The sequence below is a fragment of the Vibrio sp. ER1A genome (assembly GCF_000733315.1).
Lineage (GTDB): Bacteria > Pseudomonadota > Gammaproteobacteria > Enterobacterales > Vibrionaceae > Vibrio > Vibrio mediterranei.
Genome location: NZ_JPJA01000003.1, coordinates 1 through 19,948 on the forward strand (window position 1 = coordinate 1; position 19,948 = coordinate 19,948).

Here is a 19,948-nt window from a genome sequence, read left to right on the forward strand (position 1 = left end):
CATTTTTTACACGGTTATCATCATTATTTGGAAAACAATGTCCATGAGTAAAATTTTATTTTACAATCTACTGAACGATTTATATCAAACTTTAGCTCTATCGTAAATTAAAATACAGGTAAATACGATGACCAATACAATAGGGAATACAATTACTGATTGGAAAGAAATTTGTGATGCTTGTGCTAAAACATTTTCCAGCTCATTGCCATTCAAAGCATCATAAGCCTGCTTACTACCAGCGACATCAATTTTGGTCTGATCAAAAAGCCTTCCCATAATCGGAAGTACGAAGTAAATTGACAGTGAACCTGCTGATCCCAAGAGGCCCAAAAAAAACTCCCCCCCACGTGGATAACGTTCTGAGGTTATAGCTAGCATAGTAGGCCATAGGAAACACACACCAATCCCCCATAATGTCGAAGCTATTATCGCGCTCAAAGGATCAGTTGCTAAGCTTAGGAAATACAATCCAATTGTAGCAAAAATACATGAAATCAATAGTAGCATTACATTAGATATGTATTTCATTAATATTCCGGCACTATGACGCATGAAAAACATGATACTAGAAACATAGATCAAAATTGCTATGCCCGGCATTCCAATGGTATTACTCAGCGTGATATCTACCCATTGACTAGGAGCTAGCTCTGTTGCTGCAGTAAGGAACATTATGCAAAACCAGATCATAAACGAAGGTTTACGTAAGATTTCCATTATCATGCTTGAAAACTTCACACCTGAATCAGCTCTTTCCGTGTTTGGAAATATAGACCCAATTAGAAGTAGTAAAAAAACTATCGATGGAATTAAAATTAGTGCAAAATCAAACTGCCAACTTAATCCAAGCGAACGAAAAAACAAGCTCGACACACCGCCTGTAACTATACCGGCCGGCCACCAAGCATGTAAAATGTTCATTCTATGTGTTTTATCGTTAGGATAGATTGCTGCAGTTAAAGGATTAGTTGTAGATTCGGTGAACCCCCATCCAACACCAGTTAATCCCATTCCGATCCAAAAGGCCCAGTACACATTTTCTGTTGTTGTAATTATCGGTGCTAGTACCGTGACTAATGTCCCAACAATGAAACATATGCTAGCTAACAATAACATCCGACCCATACCAATGATATTTAACAAAGGGCTACTAAAAAACAATGTGAAAGAAAAGCCTAGAAATGATACTCCAAGGATCTCTCCGACCATTTTAGCAGAATTCACACTGTCAAAAGGGTCAAGATATAATGATTGAATATCACCAGCTATACTTCCACGTAAACCAAAACTCAATCCAGAAGTGAAAATGGCAATAACACTTATCAGGAAGATTCTAAACTTCATTCTTTCGGATATATTATTGGGGACACAAACTTCCATAGAATTTCCTTACTCAACCTCTGCATATAGATATATCAGTGATGTACAATCTAACGGCATGCATGAATTGCTACTTATCATTCTTGAGTGACGACCACGTTCACCAAAAACGTCATTAATAATGTCAGATGCACCATCAAGGACTTTTGGTTGTTCTGTCCATCGCGACATAGGGTTTACATTTAGAACACCCACAATACGTACAATACGTTTAACACGGTTTAAGTCACCAAGATGTTCTTTTAATTGAGCTATTGCATTCAGTGCCGATAGCCTACAGGATGAATAACCCTGCTCATCTGTTAATTCTCCTCCGTGGCCCAGTTGACCTTCATACATTAATCGACCTTCAATCCAAGGCAACTGACCGGATGTCATAATTAAATTCCCAGTCTGTACGATAGGCTCGTAATTTGAAACAGCTTTCGGTGCCTTCGGTAACTCTATTTTTAGTAAGTGAAGTCTTTCTTCCGGATATTGATTTGATACTGATAACTGCATGGTAGCCCCTTTTTTTATCATTTGATAAACTTTTAATTAACAAAATGATTTATATATACGCACAACGCAATTCGTGATTTCAAAAAGCATGCACAAGATCACAATATTAGATATTTAAGATTCACTCTAACTGTAGAAATTCAACCTGAAAAACAGCTAAATATCAATAACATATACGCCACAACAAGATTAAATAACAATTAATCAACAAAAAGACTTGCTTAAATTTATCAATTGATAAACAATTATCTAGTACTACAAACAAACGGGATAGGAGATTAAATAATGATTGTTAAAGGCTTCGATCACTTTACAATTCGGACTGATAAAATAGAAGAGACCAAAAATTTCTATATGAACTTATTAGGTTTGACTGTGGGTGCCAGACCTAATTTTAGTTTTCATGGATATTGGCTCTATTTAGATGACATTCCTATATTTCATCTAGTAGAACCCGCATTAGATGAAGAGGATGAAGTCGCAAAGTACTTAGGCCTAAGAAATAATAACGACTATGCAGGTTCAGGCAAAATCGATCATTTAGCTTTTCGAATAGAAGGTTACTCCTCTCTATTGAACCGAATAAGGAAAAATAGCTGGCATCATTTTGAACGTACTGTACCTGAAATATACGAACATCAAGTTTTCGTTTCAGATCCAAACGAAATCACTGTCGAATTGATCTTTCATGATTCTGAGTATCAGCAATAACTGAGATATTAACCAATCGAAGAGAATGAATGTTTTCCATATAGGGTGTATTAAAACACGATTAATAGGTATTAGCTGCGATTGAAGTAAATTAGATTCGACCTTATTAATGAGTCACTGTTTGTTTAATTGTACTACCACAATTTAGTTCTTCGCCTATGGCTTGGTTAAGCACTTGTCTAGTTAACTTTGTCAATAGCTTATCTACTTTTGTATGGAGGATAAAGGCCCGATTAATTAAGAAAAGTATTAATAAGGCACTGCACTATTTGAAACACATAACAAATTAAGTGATTGTAATACACAAGGAGACCTATCATTTTGATTGCTTTACAAAGACAGGAAAATAATGTTGGCACTCCCACTAATAGCTGTAATTAAAAATTACGCTCGAAGTTAATTGAATAAGAAGTGCTTAGCAAACTAATCACGCTTCAGTTCCTAGATGAACCAACAGCCTAACTACCTGACGTTACAAGAGTTTTCTTTTCCACTCAGCAGAGGCATGCCTAAATATTGTACTATTCTACTCAAAATATAGTTTCGCAAGAACAAATGGATGTTCATTTTTCATTACTTCTATGGAGCCAGAGCCTGAAGTGCAACTAAGAGCTGTCGCTTGTACAACATTCTTATCAAACTATGTTTCTAGTTGCATTTCGTCAGTGCGTATACGCAGCAGGTTAATTAGATCAACACAAATTGGTGTATTCGGATTAGACATTCGTCGGTAGTCTAACTGAAACTCAACCTCCATTACCACAGACATCGTATCTCGATTGATTTACTTCACTCCCCACTTGGTCGTTGGTAATTAAGCAAAATAGAGCTCACCAATTCTTCCCATCAAATGCCTTAGTTCAGTAATAAGAACGCCTCAACAAGCCAAGACATTACCTCGCCAAGCGATTGTATTATCTCAATTTGTGTCAAAATTACCGATTTTACTCCTAGATAAGCCTGCTAGTACAGAGAACCTTCGATAATCATTGTTTTCCATTCGAGTCATTGCTTTTTTTAACAAGCTATGTACATCGCGCTTATCAGCATGACTATGGCGATTACAAGAAATGTTGAAGAGGAACAACATATTAGGCCCTCTCCCTAAGTTGCCTCTTAGATAAGCCAACCGATAAAAGGTATTAACCATTCGCTGTTAGCCTCTAACAAAACTGCTTCTTAAATCGACATCATGCACCTAAAGCATATGTTGCCCTATCCTTACACAAGGAAAACCAGACACACATTTTTGCAAGTACGAAACACTACTATAGAGTGTTGTCTTACCTAAACCAGCTTTTCCGGAATCAATATAAGCTTATTCAATCATCTGGTGTTACAGCTATCAAAGACCGAAAGAAATCCCTGAGTTCTTGGTCACTATATCCCTCACTTTTGAGTTTAACCAATACTTCTCCAGCCTTCTCTTGTGAAGCCACCTCTAGGTAAGAAGATAGCGTTTGAGTAAGGAATTTTAAGATATCAATATCCATTCGATTAGCCACACTTTGTATACGCTCTGCACTTTGATTTCCCAGAGAAACAAGCAGTTTTCCTAACACTTCATCTTGAGGGTTGGTATTGGTCATTTCCAAATATCTGGCTCTGTCCAATGTAGTCATATGTGAGTTAAACACGTTAAGTATAGTCTCCGTATTTTTGTGATTAAGTTTTGGTAGGCCAGTCCATCTTATCTTTTTGCTAGTCCAAAAAGAGATTGAGAGAAGCGTTTGTAAAGGCTAGATGTGTATATAACACATCTACTACGCTAACCCTAATGTTTCGTGAAAGCTATTAGCTGTACTTTTTGAATTGCCATGGGGTATTAGCATAGTAACTGTTACATTAACAGGGACAGAGCTAAAGACGTACTTGGACTGGGTTCTTTCAAAAACACCAGGGTCTGGCGGTTACGTTCAAAGAAGTACTAACTTTGAATGGATCAGCAATAGAATCACTATTGATAGTGACGAAATCAATCCTACTTAAGTTTACAAGCTGGCACTTCCGGGATATGCGTCAAGAGGCGGAGACAATTATCCACCATTGAGTAAGTATCCAAACTATGTTGACACAGGCTATATTGATGCGGATGTGCTTCGGGAGTATATCGCAAAACTACCTCAATAGGACTTTTACTATGAGGGTAATAGCTTCTTTCAAACGCTTGGGCGTCTTGCGTGCCCTTTTTTAAACTCTCGTGGATCACTGGCTCACTTAAGCACAACCAAATAACCTCTGTTCTCTTCGAGTCAATAGCCTATGGTGGTTATTACGATGATTATCAGCCTAGATACTTTGATTGGGATGAGGCTCACGAAGCGCATAAAACTCTTGTTAATCAAGTAACAAAAACAATCTTTGTTTAACTATAGAATCAGATGCTTAAATCAATAGCTCATATAGGTCAAAGATGTATACACTAGTCAATGTGAAGGACTTCGAAGGAGGACTGGAAGCTGGTATAGCTTACATCCATTCAAAGTGGGGTAATAAGTCGAACCTACCATTCTTCATCGATGCGGCCAAGAACTCCCCGCATAAAGGCGTACCCCAGTTCTATTTACTTACTCACTTCGGTAAGCCAGTTGGTTGTTATGGCTTGGTCGTTAATGATTTCATTAGCCGACATGATTTAACTCCGTGGCTTAGCTCTTTGTTTGTTGAACCAGAACACCGTGGCAATAAGCTGTGCGCTCTCATGTTCCAACATGCCATTGATATCGCTAGGTCGATAAATTATCCATGTCTGTATTTGACTACCGATCACGTTGGTTTATACGAAAAGTTCAGCTGGGAGCGCATCGAGAATGGCTACGACCTTTGCGGCGAACCATCACGAATTTATAGGCGAGACTGCCTATGATCTATCGATCACACAAGCAAAATATCACTCTGAAATCGTAGGGGACTCGCATTCTGATAACCTCAACGTTGTGTAGTTCGAATATGCTCTTGCTTTCTATAAATTACACAAAGATTAAGCCCAATAAGTTATTTTCGTTTCTTGTTGGGCTTTTTAATGTCTAAACAACATTGCCTTTGGTGCAGTTCTTTATTTAGCCTTAAGCTTATCAACACTACTTTGATCTACTGGAATCTCTAGATTTGACTATGTGATGTAATTAGGAACTATACTCTCATCATTGAAAATCGAAAGCACAGCATAATAGACTGCTCTGCGGAGCTTAAGCTAGTTAATGGTTATATCCACTATCCGCCCAGCATCCTTTTGCTTTTATGTACATCTCATCAACTTTTCAACTTCCTCCTAAGCACGGACGCCAATACCATTTGAGCTTTTCTTGAATAACTGGAGCATATCCTTAAACCCATCGATAGATTGTCGTGTAGTCACACTCAACATCTCTTCAAGTTCACGATAGCTGATACTGTTTTTACAATACCATTGAACAGCCCAAACGATAGTGTCGTATTTGAAGTAACGATGTTTAAAGACGTTCATGATGGATAACCGCGACTAGAAATAATGCTAGATTAACCATCCATGCTTTACTTGCAACAAAACCTATTCTCCAATAATCGCAATATGTGTCATAAAACCTCCACTAGGGCCAGACAAAATCAGAAAGCCCCTAAGGCTTCCTGATTTTATTTAAATTACTTACATAATTCCAAACTTGTCGTAAGCATCGACGGTTGTCATGCCATTTTTCAAAGCAAGAAGGACTTGATTCTCTCCTTCCGCTTTTTCAAAAGCCCCTTTAAAAGCCTCTACTTCAACCTCTTTCGGCACAACAAGTATTCCATCTCTATCACCAAAAAGAATATCACCATCATTAATCAGCACTCCATCGACTTCAATTGGGATACGCCAGTCAATCACCTTCCCTCTCACGCCTTGATCTTGAGCGTAACTACCAAAAGAAGCGACGGGGAAATTGAGATGTTCAATCTCGTTTGTATCCCGATGGAAGCCATGTACAATTGCACCGGCTGCACCGCATTGAATCGCTCTTGTCGACATCAATCCTCCCCAAAGTGCATATCGATGTGAGCTGCCAGAGCAGATATATACTTCATTTTCTTTTAAATCATCCAGAGCTTCAAACATACGTCCAAATGGTTTATTCGAAATGGCGGAGTACCCTTGGTGATCACCGAAAAAATCGGCTTCCAGTACTGTCATTGCGCGCCCAATAATGACCATGTCATTACGTATCGGTTTTAAATTTGGTGACAAAAATTGGTGCTGATAGCCTAGTTTATCCAGTACGTCTCCAACTAAAGCAACAAATAACTTATCTTTTGCTAATTGAAAAAGTTCACTATCATTATTCCACTGTACAGTCATTATTATTCCTTAATCTTTTCTATTGAAATCGAATACTCGATATTAAAAGGGACACCTTTTTGCAAAAAAACTAAACCGTGCTTTTCATCTGCTAACGATGGGTTCAAATCGAAATATGAATACGTAGGTTCAATACCAATAGCTAAATGGCGTGAATTCCAAGGGAAGTATTCTCTCCCTTTACAGCTGAACCAAAGACAGCAATGCGGTAGTTTTGAGGTATCCCACTTCAAAGTACTCTTAATACCTAAATCATGACGAAGCAAAGATATTTCGCCATCAACGTCGAGCAGTTGAACTAGCTCTTCTCTCGGCTCCTCAAAAGGAAGGTGAGTAATGTTATCAACATCACCATTAACCAAAGGAACCGCTTTTAAAGACTCAAACGAGTAATCCACAGCCAACTGTGAAGAACTCTCGAACTCTATTGGATATGTGTTACCTGCTCTAAAATTCCCAACAGCCAGTTCACTCATGTATGGTTGTTCTGACAACGCGAACGTAGGGTGTAACCCTATCGGTATCCTGACGCTTTTATCACTGACTAAACTCAGTCGAAACTTGACCGAGTTTGAAGCATCATCTAACCAGATGTCACGTATCGCATTAAATAAGACATCATGCACACTAAACTGATGGCTGATCGTTATTTGGTCACCGGTTTGAGCGACTAACTGCCATTCCTGGTTACTGCTTTTACCATGAGGAAAGCGATTGTCTATGTATAAGTCGAGTTCGTCGTTAAGCTTATCCTGATTACTCAAGGTAAAACAGGAACTGGGCTTAACAATACCGAATGGAATGCAAGGCCATTCACCTTGCAGCTCTCGTAAAATAGGAGGTAGGGTTTGACGGTCTGGATCATCATGCCAAGGCGAGCGAGCAAGAGGAGAGAAAGTCTCTCCTCCCATTTCAATCGTCCATTGTCCAAACATCGCCCCTACAGAGTTGATCACAGCAGACATTTTGCTGGATTGTAGTTGCCAATGCTCCATTTTATCTGTCCTATGCCATTAGTTCTCGTTCAATTTCTTCTAGCGTACGATTCGCTGTTTCTGGCATAACCTTTAAAATGAACCAAATCTGGCTAGATAGGATAAGAGCAAACATAAAGAACAGTGAACTAACACTAAACTGCTCCATAAAAACGGGGACAAAGGCGTTAATAATCGTACCTTGAACCCAAACAGCAGCCGTTGAAATTGCCATTGCGCGACCTCGTACGGCTGTTGGAAAGATCTCTGCGCCTACTGTAAATTTGATGCCACCAATCGCTGTTGCAAATGCAGCGACAAAAAAACCAAATAGGGCAATCAGTAACGCTCCTGAAGCATTTGGATCATCAATGAACAAGCCAATCAGAACCAGTGCAGCAACACAGCCAATCGTACCGATCATTAGCAATTTTTTGCGGCCTAACTTATCAATAAAGAAGATGGATCCAACCGTAAATATCACATTAATAATGGCAATCAATGTAAAGCCACCCAATGCTGCCCCTTGTCCCATTGCATCTTCAAGAATAGTTGAGCCGTAGTAAAAAACAGCTGTAATCCCTGACCATTCTGAGACAATCGCTAGAAATAGAGCGACAAATAGCGCTTTCTTTTTACCAGCATTAGTAAACAGTTCACGATAGGTACCCTTACTTTCTATTTCCATTACCGCTTTACAATCCACGATTGATTGGTTGGCTTCCTCTTCATCCAAGACTCGTAGCAAAACCTCTTTCGCTTCTTCATCTCGACCTTCTTTTATCAACCAACGCGGTGACTCAGGGAAAATACTTGAAATAATGAGGAAGAGCACTGCAGGTAACAACTCTACTGTAAACATGCCACGCCATACTTCATCTACAAACATTGAATCAAATAAACTTCCAGTACTTTCAGCATGTTCAGCAGAGTTAACGATAAAAGCATTACAACCAATGGCAACAACGATACCGATGGTGATTGCCAACTGAAAAAGTGTCGTTAGCTTACCACGGTGCTTAGCCGGAGACATTTCTGAAATGAAAAGCGGTGATACCATCGTCGCAATACCAATGCCGAAGCCGCCAATAAAGCGAGCTAAAGTAAGCACGAAATAAGTATCTGCAAATGCACAACCAATGACTGAGATAATAGCAAGTACAGCAGCTATAATAAGTGGCTTCTTGCGACCTATTTTATCCGCTATAACACCAGAGCTCATCGCGCCTAAAAAACAACCAGCGAGAGCAGAAGATACAAACCACCCCACTTGTCCTGCAGTAAGCCCAAACTGTGCTTCAACATGGCTGATTGTTCCGCCAACCACCAGCATGTCAATACCAAAAAGAAGACCTCCAAGAGCCGAGGCGAAGCATATAAACACCAGATAACGTAGCTTATCCGATGATGCATTGGTGGAATTTAATGTTGTCGTAGACATAGTATCTATTCCTTAATCAGAGAATTAATGTAACCCATGGCATATGCCATACCTGCGTGCCAAGGTGCCGGACATGAGACTTGAGGCGTATGATCTGGGATTAACACCCCTTCAAATTTATTGTCCTTAAGAATTTGAACAATTCGCTTGATATCAATATCACCTTCATCAATGAAGACTTCCTTGTAATGAGGCACTTTTCCCGTTACATTTCTCAGATGTATGTAGGGAACTTTACCTAAAGAGACATAGTGTTCAGTGGCCTGATATACATCGCCATTGGTCATTTCAGCAATTGTTCCTAGGCAATATTCCAAAGCGTTTGCCGCGCTTGGATAAAGGTCTAACAATCGTTGATACTTTTCTGGTTGATTCACCAATTTTGGAAGTCCTCGAACAACTTCTAGCGGTGGATCATCAGGGTGAGCAGCCATGGTGACACCAGCAGACTCAGCTACAGGTATAATTTCGTTTAAGAACAAAGCGAGATTTTCCCAAAGCTGCTCAGTTGTCATGGCGGGGCGAATTCCTGTTGCCGCAGGATCAACTACCATATTCCATGCCATTGAGTTAGGCAGTGGACATTCTAATATTTCATTAGAGCCGTCCATGCCTACAGTCTGCGCTCCTCCTCGCGCATCATTGGTAATGACTCTTCCAGTCACTCCCGTCAGACTAAAGTTATAGCCAAATACAGGAACGCCAATCTCACCTACATTTCGAATGATGTGTTTTATTGTTTCAATTTGCTCTGCTCGTTTACTGCCACCAAATAGAATGTGGTCCCAGTGTTTTGGATCAAAGTTTTCAATGGCATACCAACAAAGGCCATGTGACTCAATTTTCTCTTTAACCGCAGACAATTCTTCAACGGTCCAAATATCACCTCGCGCCAAACCCCAGCCTGACTTATCGCCAATTGGCTGATCATTGTTGGAAAATTGAACCTGCTTATTAAAGTAATCACACATATGAACCACAATGTGTGTCGCTCCAAGTTGTTTGGCGAACTTCAAATGCTCATCATCAAGCATGTGTCGGTATAATCCGAAGCCTAACTTCATGCTTCGTCTCCTTCTCTATTAGGCCGATCATCGTATCTCACTGTGTTTAACATATAGCCACCGTCGATATAAGTATCCGTTCCAGTGATATAACTAGCCTTATCACTGGATAAATATAGTGCGAGCTGTGCTACTTCTTCCGTATTACCTATCCTTTTTGCAGGGATCCATTTTTCAAACTTTTCGCGACCAAAACTATTGATAGCATCACGATTCATATCCGTTTCAATTGCTCCAGCGCCAATACTATTAACGCGAATACCATATTCAGCCCATTCCAAAGCCGTCGCTTTGGTTAACATATGCAATCCAGCCTTAGCACTACAATAGTGTGCTAAACCCTTACGTGGCATATGATCATGAATAGATGTCATATTGATAATCACGCCACCACCATTACCTATCATCATTTTTGCTGCATGTTGAGAGCACTGGAAAGGAGCGGTTAAGTTAACTTGAAGTACCTGATTCCAATCTTCTTGCGGCATTTGTTCTGCGGCATGACAATTTTCAAAACCAGCATTGTTAACTAGCACATCAAGCCGACCATATTTCTTTTGGATAGCGCCAAAAATAGAGCTGATTTCTTGCTGGTGTTGGAAATCAGCAAATACAAGCAAATACGATACTTGGTTGGTGTCCGCTAATTTTTTCAACCATTCTGTTTGTTGCTCTGATGCCGAGCGAGCATGAACGACAAGATCATATCCATCTTGCGCAAATGCTTGTGTGATTGCCTGACCAATACCACGTAAACCACCTGTAATCAGTGCGACTTTTCTAGACATAAATTGCCCTTTAGTGTTGTTTGAGGAAAAGATAGAAACTCATACCCAGTCTCTGTCACTACAATATTTTCTTCGAGTCGAAGACCTCCTAATATTTCATCACCATAAACACCCGGCTCAATGGTCAGTACTTGCCCAACCTCTAGCCGAACATCGTTAGTTTCGTTGATTGATAGTCCAGGATCATGGTAGGCAAAGCCCGTACCGTGCCCTAATGCGTGAGGAAACAAATGATCCAATTTCTCTTGGCGTAGTTTTTCAGCCGCAGCACCATATAAGGAAGACAATGATCGCCCGGGGTAAATACCCTCAACAGCAGCATTAACAGCATTTCGCACGGCTTTGAAAATATCTTGTTGCTGCTTGCTTGGTTCACCAACCACCGTTGTACGAGTGATATCCAACCAATATCCATTGACACATACAGCAAGTTCTAGGAATACGTAATCCCCTTGATGCAATATACGCTGACCTATACGGTTGAATTGACATGCTAGAATGGTATCTTGGCCCGATTGAATAGACGCATAGGCTCTAACGTACTCCACTGCCTGAGCACCTAACTGACGAGCAATTTGATACTCAATTAATGCCGCGAGTTCTCCGTCCGAAACTCCAGCTTCAACAGTAAAAAATGCCTTAACACCTTCGTTTGCCACTTGGTGTGCAAGTCTCAATTTCTCAATTTGTGCTGGTGTTTTTATCCCACGTAACTGCACAAGCAGCGCTTTAAATTGCTCTTGTGCAGCACTCTTAGAGAACTGTTCAAAAAAACTTGGGGGTAAAATACTGCCTTCTGCTGCATTTGAAGAAGGGCTAACTTGTATTTGGTCATTATCAAACACCACTGCGGGTTCCGCAGGCAGTAATTCTGCTATTGTTTCGTATAGCTCTTTCCATGGGTAGCTCTTTGCTGTTGCCCATGGGAAATAAGATATTGAGGTATTCGATTCAAGCGGTTCTGGCTCAAAGTCAGGAAGAAACAATTTTGGAGGTAAACTTGAAAACACCACCAAAATAGAGCCATTCCAATGAGGAAAATAATCACAACACATCACTAAATCATTAGGGGTTACCAGAATCGCCGCATCGAGATGATGTTCTACAAGGAAACGTTGAATTGCCTCGATATGATCCATTTAATCCTCCAGCAAATCTTTTGAATACTTAAAATGCTGTCTCATGATTTGGCGAGCAGCATTGCTATCCCCTTCTTTCAACACCTCTATTATCTCTTGGTGACCAGTTCGTGCTTGTTGAATACCTAACTCTAGATTTTTACCAATTTCTAAAACATGTAATATTGTTGTCGCTAAGATGGCATAAATGGCGCTTACCATGGAATTACCAGAGATTTCGATTAGACGGGTATGAAATTTAAAATCAAATTCAGCAAGATTTGCTACCGTATTGGATTGTCCAATTTCATCATTAATCTGCTGTAATTCATTAATATCAGCTTTCGTTATATTCTTTAAAATATCGTCAATAAGCCCTACTTCCATAAGCTCGCGTATTTGCTGGATTTCTTTATAGTACTCTTTGTTTTCTGAGACACGAATCGCCGCTATCGCAATACTCGCTTGAAGGTTTTTATTCACAATTCTTGAGGGCTTTCGGTGCGAAGTTTCTAACACGCCATACGTTTCCAGTACACGTAGCGCCTCTCGTACGGTGTTTCGGCTCACTCCAAAATTGTCAGCAAGCTCTAGTTCCGTCGGCAACTCATCCCCTAAACTTAGCTTTCCTGAATTAATATTATCGATAATGTTTTCGACGATCATTGCCGACACTGAGGTCTTCTTACTAATAGAAAACATTTACCCAGCTCCTTATGTTCTAATGTAGGACACAAGAACATTACGCTTAAAAATTAAACACAACAACACTGTGGTCGAGCAATATGTGAACGGTGTGGGGTTTTTATTAAACGGAACCTGAAAAATGTGACAGCGTTTGGATTTAAGCAGTAAGACGTCTCAATCTTGAGACGCAGGGTTCCTGTAGCTTACTCAACTTTTCACGTCTTAAGAGGGAGGCCTATTGGGGCTACTTATATTCATCTTTTCTTACTTTGCAAAATTTTTCGGTTGTAGCAATCGTTACCTTTACCAGCGTGGTGGCAGTTGCTCGTAGGTTTCTTAAACGGATGACACTTGGTAACGGGTGTAGTTTGCTCGAAAAATCCAGTATCCATTGCCTCCTGAAAAATACCTTTAGCTTTTCTAGAACCGCGCCAGAGATTTTGTCACCACACCCTTTTTGATCCCTAATGTTTGCCCCCACCAATAGTGCAAAATATAGATACTTCACTTTATGCTTTTACCCGTACACTAAGATAAAGCCTATCAGAGCAATCGCACAAACCAAGACATCAAGCCAAGACACCAATGCTTCTCAAGGCAGCGATATACCTAACAAAATGAGAACTAGATGAAACCCTACAATTTAGCCATCCTAGCGATTTTTGTAATAAGCCCTAACGCTTATTAGACTACTAACTGTCTTCTTTTTCTCTTACATAATGCATTCATAACCATATCGCTTTAATTAGTAATCAGTACGTTAAAGCACATAAAGGGATACTAGGTTGCAATATGTTATCCAAAAACGGAACGTTAAATTATCAGTTCAATCGGATAAGTTTGAGTAAAGAAAACACAGGTTAACAAGATATTAATGAGTAAAAAGATCTAACGGAGAAAGGGCCCAAAATACAACGGCGGGTGCCACCAATTCAGCCCTCTGTTATTTGTGCGCTTGCACTGTGACGTTACACACTACACCCAATAGAAGAAATTCAATTCATCACGATAGCGTTGGATTTGCGACTCGTCTCCGTGAGTCGAACTTTGATCTATTTTCGAAGTTACCTTGTTTTCTTCCGATGGTTTTTTTCAGTTATCACCTCTGAGATATAGGGGGATACGCCACTTGATATCAAGATTCCTGGCTGATCATGGTTCCCAATTGATTCTATAAGCTCTTCCAGTTCATATACATTAGCTGTCGAGGTTCCTAAGCTTGATGTTGATAGCATTAACTCTGCTCGAGTCTCAATCTATTGATCTCCAAAGAGCTTTAAGTTTATACAAATACCGTCTCGAAGGTTATTTCTGTATTCAATATCATTTTGGAGCAGTTTCCCTGAACAAATCTGAAGCACAATACCCTATAAAACATTGATTAAATAGACACGCTACAAGCATGAAAAAGAGTATGTCGAATTATTTATAGGTGAAATTAGAAATCAATCAACGCTAACCAAGGGTGGGTCAGAAGTTTGTCGTGGTGTGTGGGGAGTAAAATGAGAGTACAGGGCCAAATTGGACAGATTTACCGTCAAGTCATACTTTTCCACCTTGCCGTTGTATTATCTGGTATTCAGCGCCCTTTTGAAAGGGTCAGGGTATGTAAAACTCACTACACTACGTTAAAAATCTGCGAGGCGAAATGGTGTACAGGGCCATTTTCTCGTCAATTCAAAGGCATCTAACACAGTCTATAACCCGCTTCTCCGGCGTGATAGGATGGCATAGTGAACACAAGCAAAATAACCTTCCAACTCATTTGTGGACAAAAATCACTTAGCGCAATAGCTCTAATCCATTCCATTTTAATTATTATTTTTGACCGAAAAATGCAGATAGCTGACTTTTGAACGAGTGAAATATGCATAGATATTCAAAAGGCAAGGTATAAACCTTGCCTTTGCTATTACTTATACCAGCTGTCAGCTAGAACCTCTGCTTGTTCTAGTAGGTTGTCAGAAGCTCTACGGTTCCAACAAGAAATGGAAAAATACTAAGTGCTTGATGCTGATGCAATTATCATTAATCGTTGAGATACCCAGATATTTAACAATGATATAACACTTAACTAGTGACTTCACCATTAAATGTAACAAAATGTTAATTACTAGAGAAAAGTCACAAACAATAGATTTCAAAGTTGGCCTAGATCATTTCCATTGATATTTTGATTTCGCTTAAAAAACAAGCACAGCATCATACAATACAGCTAACAAATTAAGGGAATTTATTATGAAAAAAGTAAACCTTGAAGATAAGAAAGCAGCTAACTGGACACCAATGAAAAAGGTACGTCTGGAAGATAAAAAAGCAGCCAACTGGACGCCTATGAAGAAGCAAAAATAGCAGCTAGTTGCAGGAGAGGCTCCAACTTGGAGCCTTTACTTATTTATGCCAAATATAGATTACTCATTTATAAAAATTATAGATAATAAGCTTATTCTTTGGGACTATCTTAATCGAAACCAATACGAGATAAGTCCAGAACTTGTAAGTACTATTTATAATTACATCAACAGCTCTGGTGAATATGATGAAAAAGCCATCGAGCACCTTCAAGAACTTAATATACTTCGGGAAAGTGATAACCAACATTGGGGATGGGACTGTCTCTCTCATATTTACCACCATGGAACCAAGAATGTTTTCAATGAAGAAGTCATCGAAAGCGCCGATGCATGGGTAGAAGAAAATAATAGGGTTCAACTTCAAGAATCAGACTCAATCATGCCAAAGTTTCGGGAAATAGTAGATGAGAATTCTACGGAAAGACGGATAGCGTTGTCTTGCAAACCGTCAAACCTCGATATAGAAAAATACTTAAATAACAGAAAAACCACTCGTGATTTCATAGATTCTCCAGTGCCTTTTCCCTCTGTAGAAAGCATTTTAACGATTTGCTACAAAGCATCATTCGATTGGGAAAATTCAAACGGCAAAGAGCCTTTGGGTAAAAAGAAAACTAGCCCATCTGGAGGCGGCTTGCATCCTACACAGACCTACGTTGTGGCGCTGAATGTAGATGGATTGGGAAAAGGGATATATTTCTATAATGACCTAGACCATGATTTATCTTACCTGCGTCCTTTCCCGAACGATTACCCACTTAGCCGACTGGTTGGCGGCCAGCCCTACGCCGAGAATGCGGCGTTTCTTATCATATTAACCACACGATTTGATTTGTCTTGGATAAAGTATAAACACTCTCGATGTTATCGAGTCTCACTGTTGGATGTGGGTCACTTGTCACAATCAACCCAACTGGTAACCTCAGAACTTGGCTTAGGGAGTTGGATTACGGGTCAACTTTGTGACTCGAATATCGAATGCTTACTAGGTTGCGACACTTCCGTCGAAGCACCGGTATATTGCATTGCGATTGGTAATACAACTGGTAACTCGTTCCCTAACGATTAAGGTAAATTTATGGATCACGTTAGAAAATGGATGCAGAAATCAATCATCACTTCTCATAAGTATCGATATTCAATGCAAGTCGATGGAATGAAAGGAATAATAAACACCGAGTGGATAGCAAACTCTTGGTACTCATACTTTCTTCCTTCAGTCATTGTAAGCAAATTAAACCGAGAAGAACGAGCCATTCTAGGTGCTTGCATATTGAGTAATTTCATGTCGTACACTGTTGAAGTGGAACATGGAATTGTTAACCCGATAGTGAACAAAATCAGCCTGGGTGAATCGCTATTTTTCACGGGCAAGCAAGAACGAATGACATGTTATGGAGTCTTTGCCGACGAAGTTTATCATGCCATGTTCTCTTACGATCTACTTTCTTCACTAATGTATAGTGGCGACATTCATAAGATTCATGACTTCGAGTTAGAGTCTAAAAATAAGTCCGAAAAAATGCGTTCACTGCACAACAGTGACAATAGCAGAGACACTGAAGTGTCAATGCTTGCATTAGGTGTTTACTCAGAAGTTTGCATCGCTACACAGCTGACCAACATACAAAAAGATACTATGTACGAGCCTGTCTACAACGCATTAAAAGATCACCTCGATGATGAAAAACGTCATGCTGCTATATTCATCGACCTCATGAGAACGTTTTGGAAAACATCAACTGTGGCCGACAAGGAACTGTTTATTTCAAAGCTGTTTGCAATGATGGATCTCAACGTATCATATATGGATCGGACTTGGGTGAAGAACTACCTTAGCTACATTGGTAAGGCTGACTTATATTTTCTTACTCCAACCATCAAGCCAGAGAACAAGTATGAAGGGATTGCCAACTTTGTTGAAAGAACTTCTAAAGTGCTTTTTGCTGAGCTTAATAGACTGGGCGCATGGGATGTTAAAGAACTCAATGATTTGTTGACTCGCTACCGTTTAACGAAATTTGCAAAAGAAGCACCCCATGCGTAGAACAAAGATACTTGTCTGCCTAACAGCATTGTCTATATTGTCCATGTTCCCGATGGACGTATTCGTGTCTTCTTTTTCAGACCTATCCGACTACTTCTCGATCCCCTATACCGATACCATATCTTCAGTCACTTTGTTTACCTACGGGTTCGGTGTGGGCGTATTGATTGTAGGTGTTCTGGCAGAAAAACTGGGGGTAACTACCGTGTTGCTAGGAAGTTTAGTTCTTTTGCTGCTTTCGAACTTGCTCTCACTTGGCCATACTAGTTACGAACTCTTCCTTGGTGCACGATTCATGCAAGGCCTGTTCTCATCATCATTTGTACTAAGTACATTTATAGTTCGAAATTGCTTTGAAGAAGAAGAAGGTGTGAAGGTTCGTGCTTTGATTGCGTCAATCTCTGCGATTGCAATTACTCTTTCTCCGATGCTTGGAGCTTTATTGACAACAACGTTTGGGTGGGGCTCAATTATTGTGGTAGCTTCCTTGGCCTGTATATTTGCAATACTGTGTTTTTTATCAATACTTAGTGATATACGTGATGCGAACAATAATAGTAGTGTGGGACAGAACAATTTCTTAAAATCAACAGCGTTCTGGACACTTAACATCGTGTCTACGCTGAATTTCTCCATTCACTTCGTTTTTGTAATGCTGTCAGTAAAAATTTTCACTCAAGACTTTAACGGCTCTCTACAAGACTACGGCTTGATGATGATTATTTATGGGACGGCACTCTTTGTAACAAACGTCATCATTACAAAGTTCAGCCCCAAACTAGCTTTTACTGGTGCTAATTATTGGTATTTGCTGTCCATAGCTGCCTTGGCTGGCATCATAATAAATATGTCCATTCACGGCGACTTTGGGTTTTATAGCTACTTCCCGTTCATCATCCTCGCCACCTTTTTTAGTGTCTATTTATCGAATGTCACTCTCAACAAAGCAATATTTGCAGTCAACGGAACACCGACAGTTTCTTCCGTTGTGGGAAGCATTAGATTTATAACCGCTGGTACTATTGGGTGGTTGGGATTTAGTAATGGGTCAGGAATTATTTCAATCGCATTGCTCTATTTAGTATCTTCGATCTTATCAATGATACTTCTGTGGTTGGTAAGGCCTAAGAATACCGAGGTTGGTGCAAACCTTCGTGGTCAGTAGTGAATGCTCCCATTCCTAAAATTATCTATAGGTAAGGGAGCAATAAGAAGGTCAATTATCGCCTTTGAGCTTTCAATGACCTCTTGTTATTTGTCCTGTGACTATGGACACATAGTCCCCAAGCGACTTTACAAATATAAAAAATCACTATTTCTGCATGAATCTCATTACCGTTACATGAGCTGTTTTGGGGCAAATGTCCGCAGTCTATGATCGCGAAATTTTTTCCGAAAATAAAAAAGGGGCAATTTCGTGTTACATGTCCCGCCAGCACTCCTTTGGACAGAAACTTCTCAGACTAATCACTTAAATTAGAAAAACGTGGATAACTTCTAGTGTCAGAAAGTCGCTTCGTGAAATGTTCAGTCTAGCTGGTGCAGATCACTAGATAACCTTTATCATTGGAGCACACCCTAACTTAAAGCCAGATGGATGCGTCCAAAACGTTTTTTCACCTGCTATAAAACCTAGACTTTCATAGAACTTAATTGCATTTAGGGAAGAGGAAAGCTGCAAACTATGCAAACCAGACTCTTTCGCTATAGAAATCAACTCATGAGCAATTTTCTTTCCATATCCTCTTCCAATAAAGCTTGGGTCAACAAATATAGATTCTAAAGAGGCGTTTTCAGTATCAACAAACCCAAACCCTATAATGTATTCTTGGTCTTCGAGAACAATCGCACCTAGGTTCACTAATATCTCATCAAAGTCGATAGGCATTGGTGAATTAGCCCAAGAGATTACAGTGGCATCCGAATAGTGCGATACACATGTGTTTAGGATTGCTTGTGTTCTTATTTCCCATACTCTACTCACATCGAGCTTATTGGCTTTACGTATTGATATCATATAGTTCCTTATGCAATAAAGCTCACTATCTAGAGTCGGTAAACCATAACTAGTTTTTGAGCAAAAGTGAGACAGTACAAAGTATAGAGGCTACTCACTAACCAATAACCTCCGCCGACCTAGCATTCGTTTTGGGGTAAACCATCATTGACCTGATAATAGTCCCCCTTCTCTGACACAAAAATGTGTCTTCCAAGAGTTACATTAGTAGGTTTATCAAACGCTCCAAGCGCAATACCTATCCAATGATGCTTGACGGTATCCAATAGTTCGAAGAAAAGTGAAGAACCACATTTTACGCAAAATCCTCTCCTGACTTTTGGGGACGAATGATACCAAGATAGATGATCTTCACCTTGAATAGATAAAGATGTTTTAGTGACCTCGACGCTTGCGAAAAAATGTCCTGTCCATCTACGGCACTGATCACAATGACATGCATCAGTTTCATCGAGCTCTTCTGATACATTGAATGTTACTGAACCACATAAACATGACCCATAATGCATTTTAACTTCCACTCCCTGCGTGTAACTATTCACCCGCGA

The 19,948-nt window shown here is 39.8% G+C and carries 17 protein-coding genes and 1 pseudogene; 5 read left to right on the plus strand and 13 right to left on the minus strand.

All coding sequences use genetic code 11. The features are described 5' to 3' along the window. Positions 1 to 84: 84 nt before the first annotated feature. Positions 85 to 1,383 carry an MFS transporter gene (locus HW45_RS01160; protein WP_051867644.1) on the minus strand — a complete coding sequence of 433 codons (1,299 nt, stop codon included), beginning with the start codon at positions 1,381 to 1,383 and terminating at the stop codon, positions 85 to 87. Between the two features lie 9 nt (positions 1,384 to 1,392). Continuing rightward, entirely contained in the window at positions 1,393 to 1,884 is a 492-nt protein-coding gene (locus HW45_RS01165) for a RidA family protein (RefSeq protein ID WP_038224084.1), read from the minus strand. A 285-nt stretch (positions 1,885 to 2,169) separates the two neighbouring features. Here HW45_RS01165 and HW45_RS01170 point away from each other — a divergent pair, with 285 nt between their 5' ends. Next, complete coding sequence (locus tag HW45_RS01170) at positions 2,170 to 2,595, plus strand: VOC family protein (protein ID WP_038224085.1); 426 nt, start codon at positions 2,170 to 2,172, stop codon at positions 2,593 to 2,595. A gap of 1,322 nt (positions 2,596 to 3,917) precedes the next feature. Here the strand turns inward: HW45_RS01170 and HW45_RS01175 are convergent. After that, positions 3,918 to 4,232: a hypothetical protein gene (locus HW45_RS01175; protein ID WP_152559583.1), complete on the minus strand. Its 315-nt coding sequence runs from the start codon at positions 4,230 to 4,232 to the stop codon at positions 3,918 to 3,920. Positions 4,233 to 5,008: 776 nt separating this feature from the next. Here HW45_RS01175 and HW45_RS01180 point away from each other — a divergent pair. Next, on the plus strand, positions 5,009 to 5,461 hold the full coding sequence (locus tag HW45_RS01180) for a GNAT family N-acetyltransferase (RefSeq protein WP_038224090.1): 453 nt from the start codon (positions 5,009 to 5,011) through the stop codon (positions 5,459 to 5,461). A gap of 397 nt (positions 5,462 to 5,858) precedes the next feature. Here HW45_RS01180 and HW45_RS01185 read toward each other — a convergent pair. From HW45_RS01185 to HW45_RS01220, 8 genes and pseudogenes are all read right to left on the minus strand, one after another. After that, positions 5,859 to 6,061: pseudogene (locus HW45_RS01185) on the minus strand (IS6 family transposase); the annotation flags it as partial. Between the two features lie 159 nt (positions 6,062 to 6,220). Next, positions 6,221 to 6,910 (minus strand): RraA family protein, encoded by a 690-nt coding sequence (locus HW45_RS01190; protein ID WP_038224091.1) that lies wholly within the window; start codon positions 6,908 to 6,910, stop codon positions 6,221 to 6,223. A 2-nt stretch (positions 6,911 to 6,912) separates the two neighbouring features. Beyond that, positions 6,913 to 7,905: a hypothetical protein gene (locus tag HW45_RS01195; protein ID WP_031494672.1), complete on the minus strand. Its 993-nt coding sequence runs from the start codon at positions 7,903 to 7,905 to the stop codon at positions 6,913 to 6,915. Between the two features lie 10 nt (positions 7,906 to 7,915). Continuing rightward, entirely contained in the window at positions 7,916 to 9,325 is a 1,410-nt protein-coding gene (locus tag HW45_RS01200) for a sugar porter family MFS transporter (RefSeq protein WP_038224092.1), read from the minus strand. A gap of 5 nt (positions 9,326 to 9,330) precedes the next feature. Beyond that, the gene (locus HW45_RS01205) at positions 9,331 to 10,389 is read right to left on the minus strand and encodes a mannonate dehydratase (protein ID WP_038224094.1); all 1,059 of its coding nucleotides are present in this window, start codon (positions 10,387 to 10,389) and stop codon (positions 9,331 to 9,333) included. After that, a complete protein-coding gene (locus HW45_RS01210; protein WP_051867646.1) occupies positions 10,386 to 11,177 on the minus strand; it encodes an SDR family NAD(P)-dependent oxidoreductase in 792 nt (263 codons plus the stop codon). Before HW45_RS01210 ends, HW45_RS01205 begins: the two co-directional genes overlap by 4 nt. Next, on the minus strand, positions 11,156 to 12,316 hold the full coding sequence (locus tag HW45_RS01215) for a M24 family metallopeptidase (RefSeq protein WP_038224096.1): 1,161 nt from the start codon (positions 12,314 to 12,316) through the stop codon (positions 11,156 to 11,158). The genes HW45_RS01210 and HW45_RS01215 overlap by 22 nt, the downstream gene beginning before the upstream one ends. Then, positions 12,317 to 12,997, minus strand: a complete 681-nt coding sequence (locus tag HW45_RS01220) for a FadR/GntR family transcriptional regulator (protein WP_038224098.1) — start codon at positions 12,995 to 12,997, stop codon at positions 12,317 to 12,319. Between the two features lie 2,382 nt (positions 12,998 to 15,379). Here HW45_RS01220 and HW45_RS01230 point away from each other — a divergent pair. From HW45_RS01230 to HW45_RS01240, 3 genes are read left to right on the plus strand one after another with little or no spacing between them, the layout of a single operon-like run. Beyond that, positions 15,380 to 16,405, plus strand: a complete 1,026-nt coding sequence (locus HW45_RS01230) for a SagB/ThcOx family dehydrogenase (protein ID WP_038224102.1) — start codon at positions 15,380 to 15,382, stop codon at positions 16,403 to 16,405. A gap of 9 nt (positions 16,406 to 16,414) precedes the next feature. Beyond that, positions 16,415 to 17,383, plus strand: coding sequence for a diiron oxygenase (locus HW45_RS01235; RefSeq protein ID WP_038224103.1), 969 nt, complete (start codon positions 16,415 to 16,417; stop codon positions 17,381 to 17,383). Beyond that, positions 17,376 to 18,548, plus strand: coding sequence for an MFS transporter (locus tag HW45_RS01240; RefSeq protein WP_038224104.1), 1,173 nt, complete (start codon positions 17,376 to 17,378; stop codon positions 18,546 to 18,548). The genes HW45_RS01235 and HW45_RS01240 overlap by 8 nt, the downstream gene beginning before the upstream one ends. 384 nt (positions 18,549 to 18,932) lie before the next feature. On the opposite strand, the gene HW45_RS01245 is transcribed toward HW45_RS01240, so the two are convergent. Then, positions 18,933 to 19,400, minus strand: coding sequence for a GNAT family N-acetyltransferase (locus tag HW45_RS01245; RefSeq protein WP_038224105.1), 468 nt, complete (start codon positions 19,398 to 19,400; stop codon positions 18,933 to 18,935). Between the two features lie 119 nt (positions 19,401 to 19,519). Continuing rightward, the coding region (locus HW45_RS28590; RefSeq protein WP_235225329.1) for a GFA family protein at positions 19,520 to 19,948 on the minus strand (429 nt) is incomplete at its 5' end.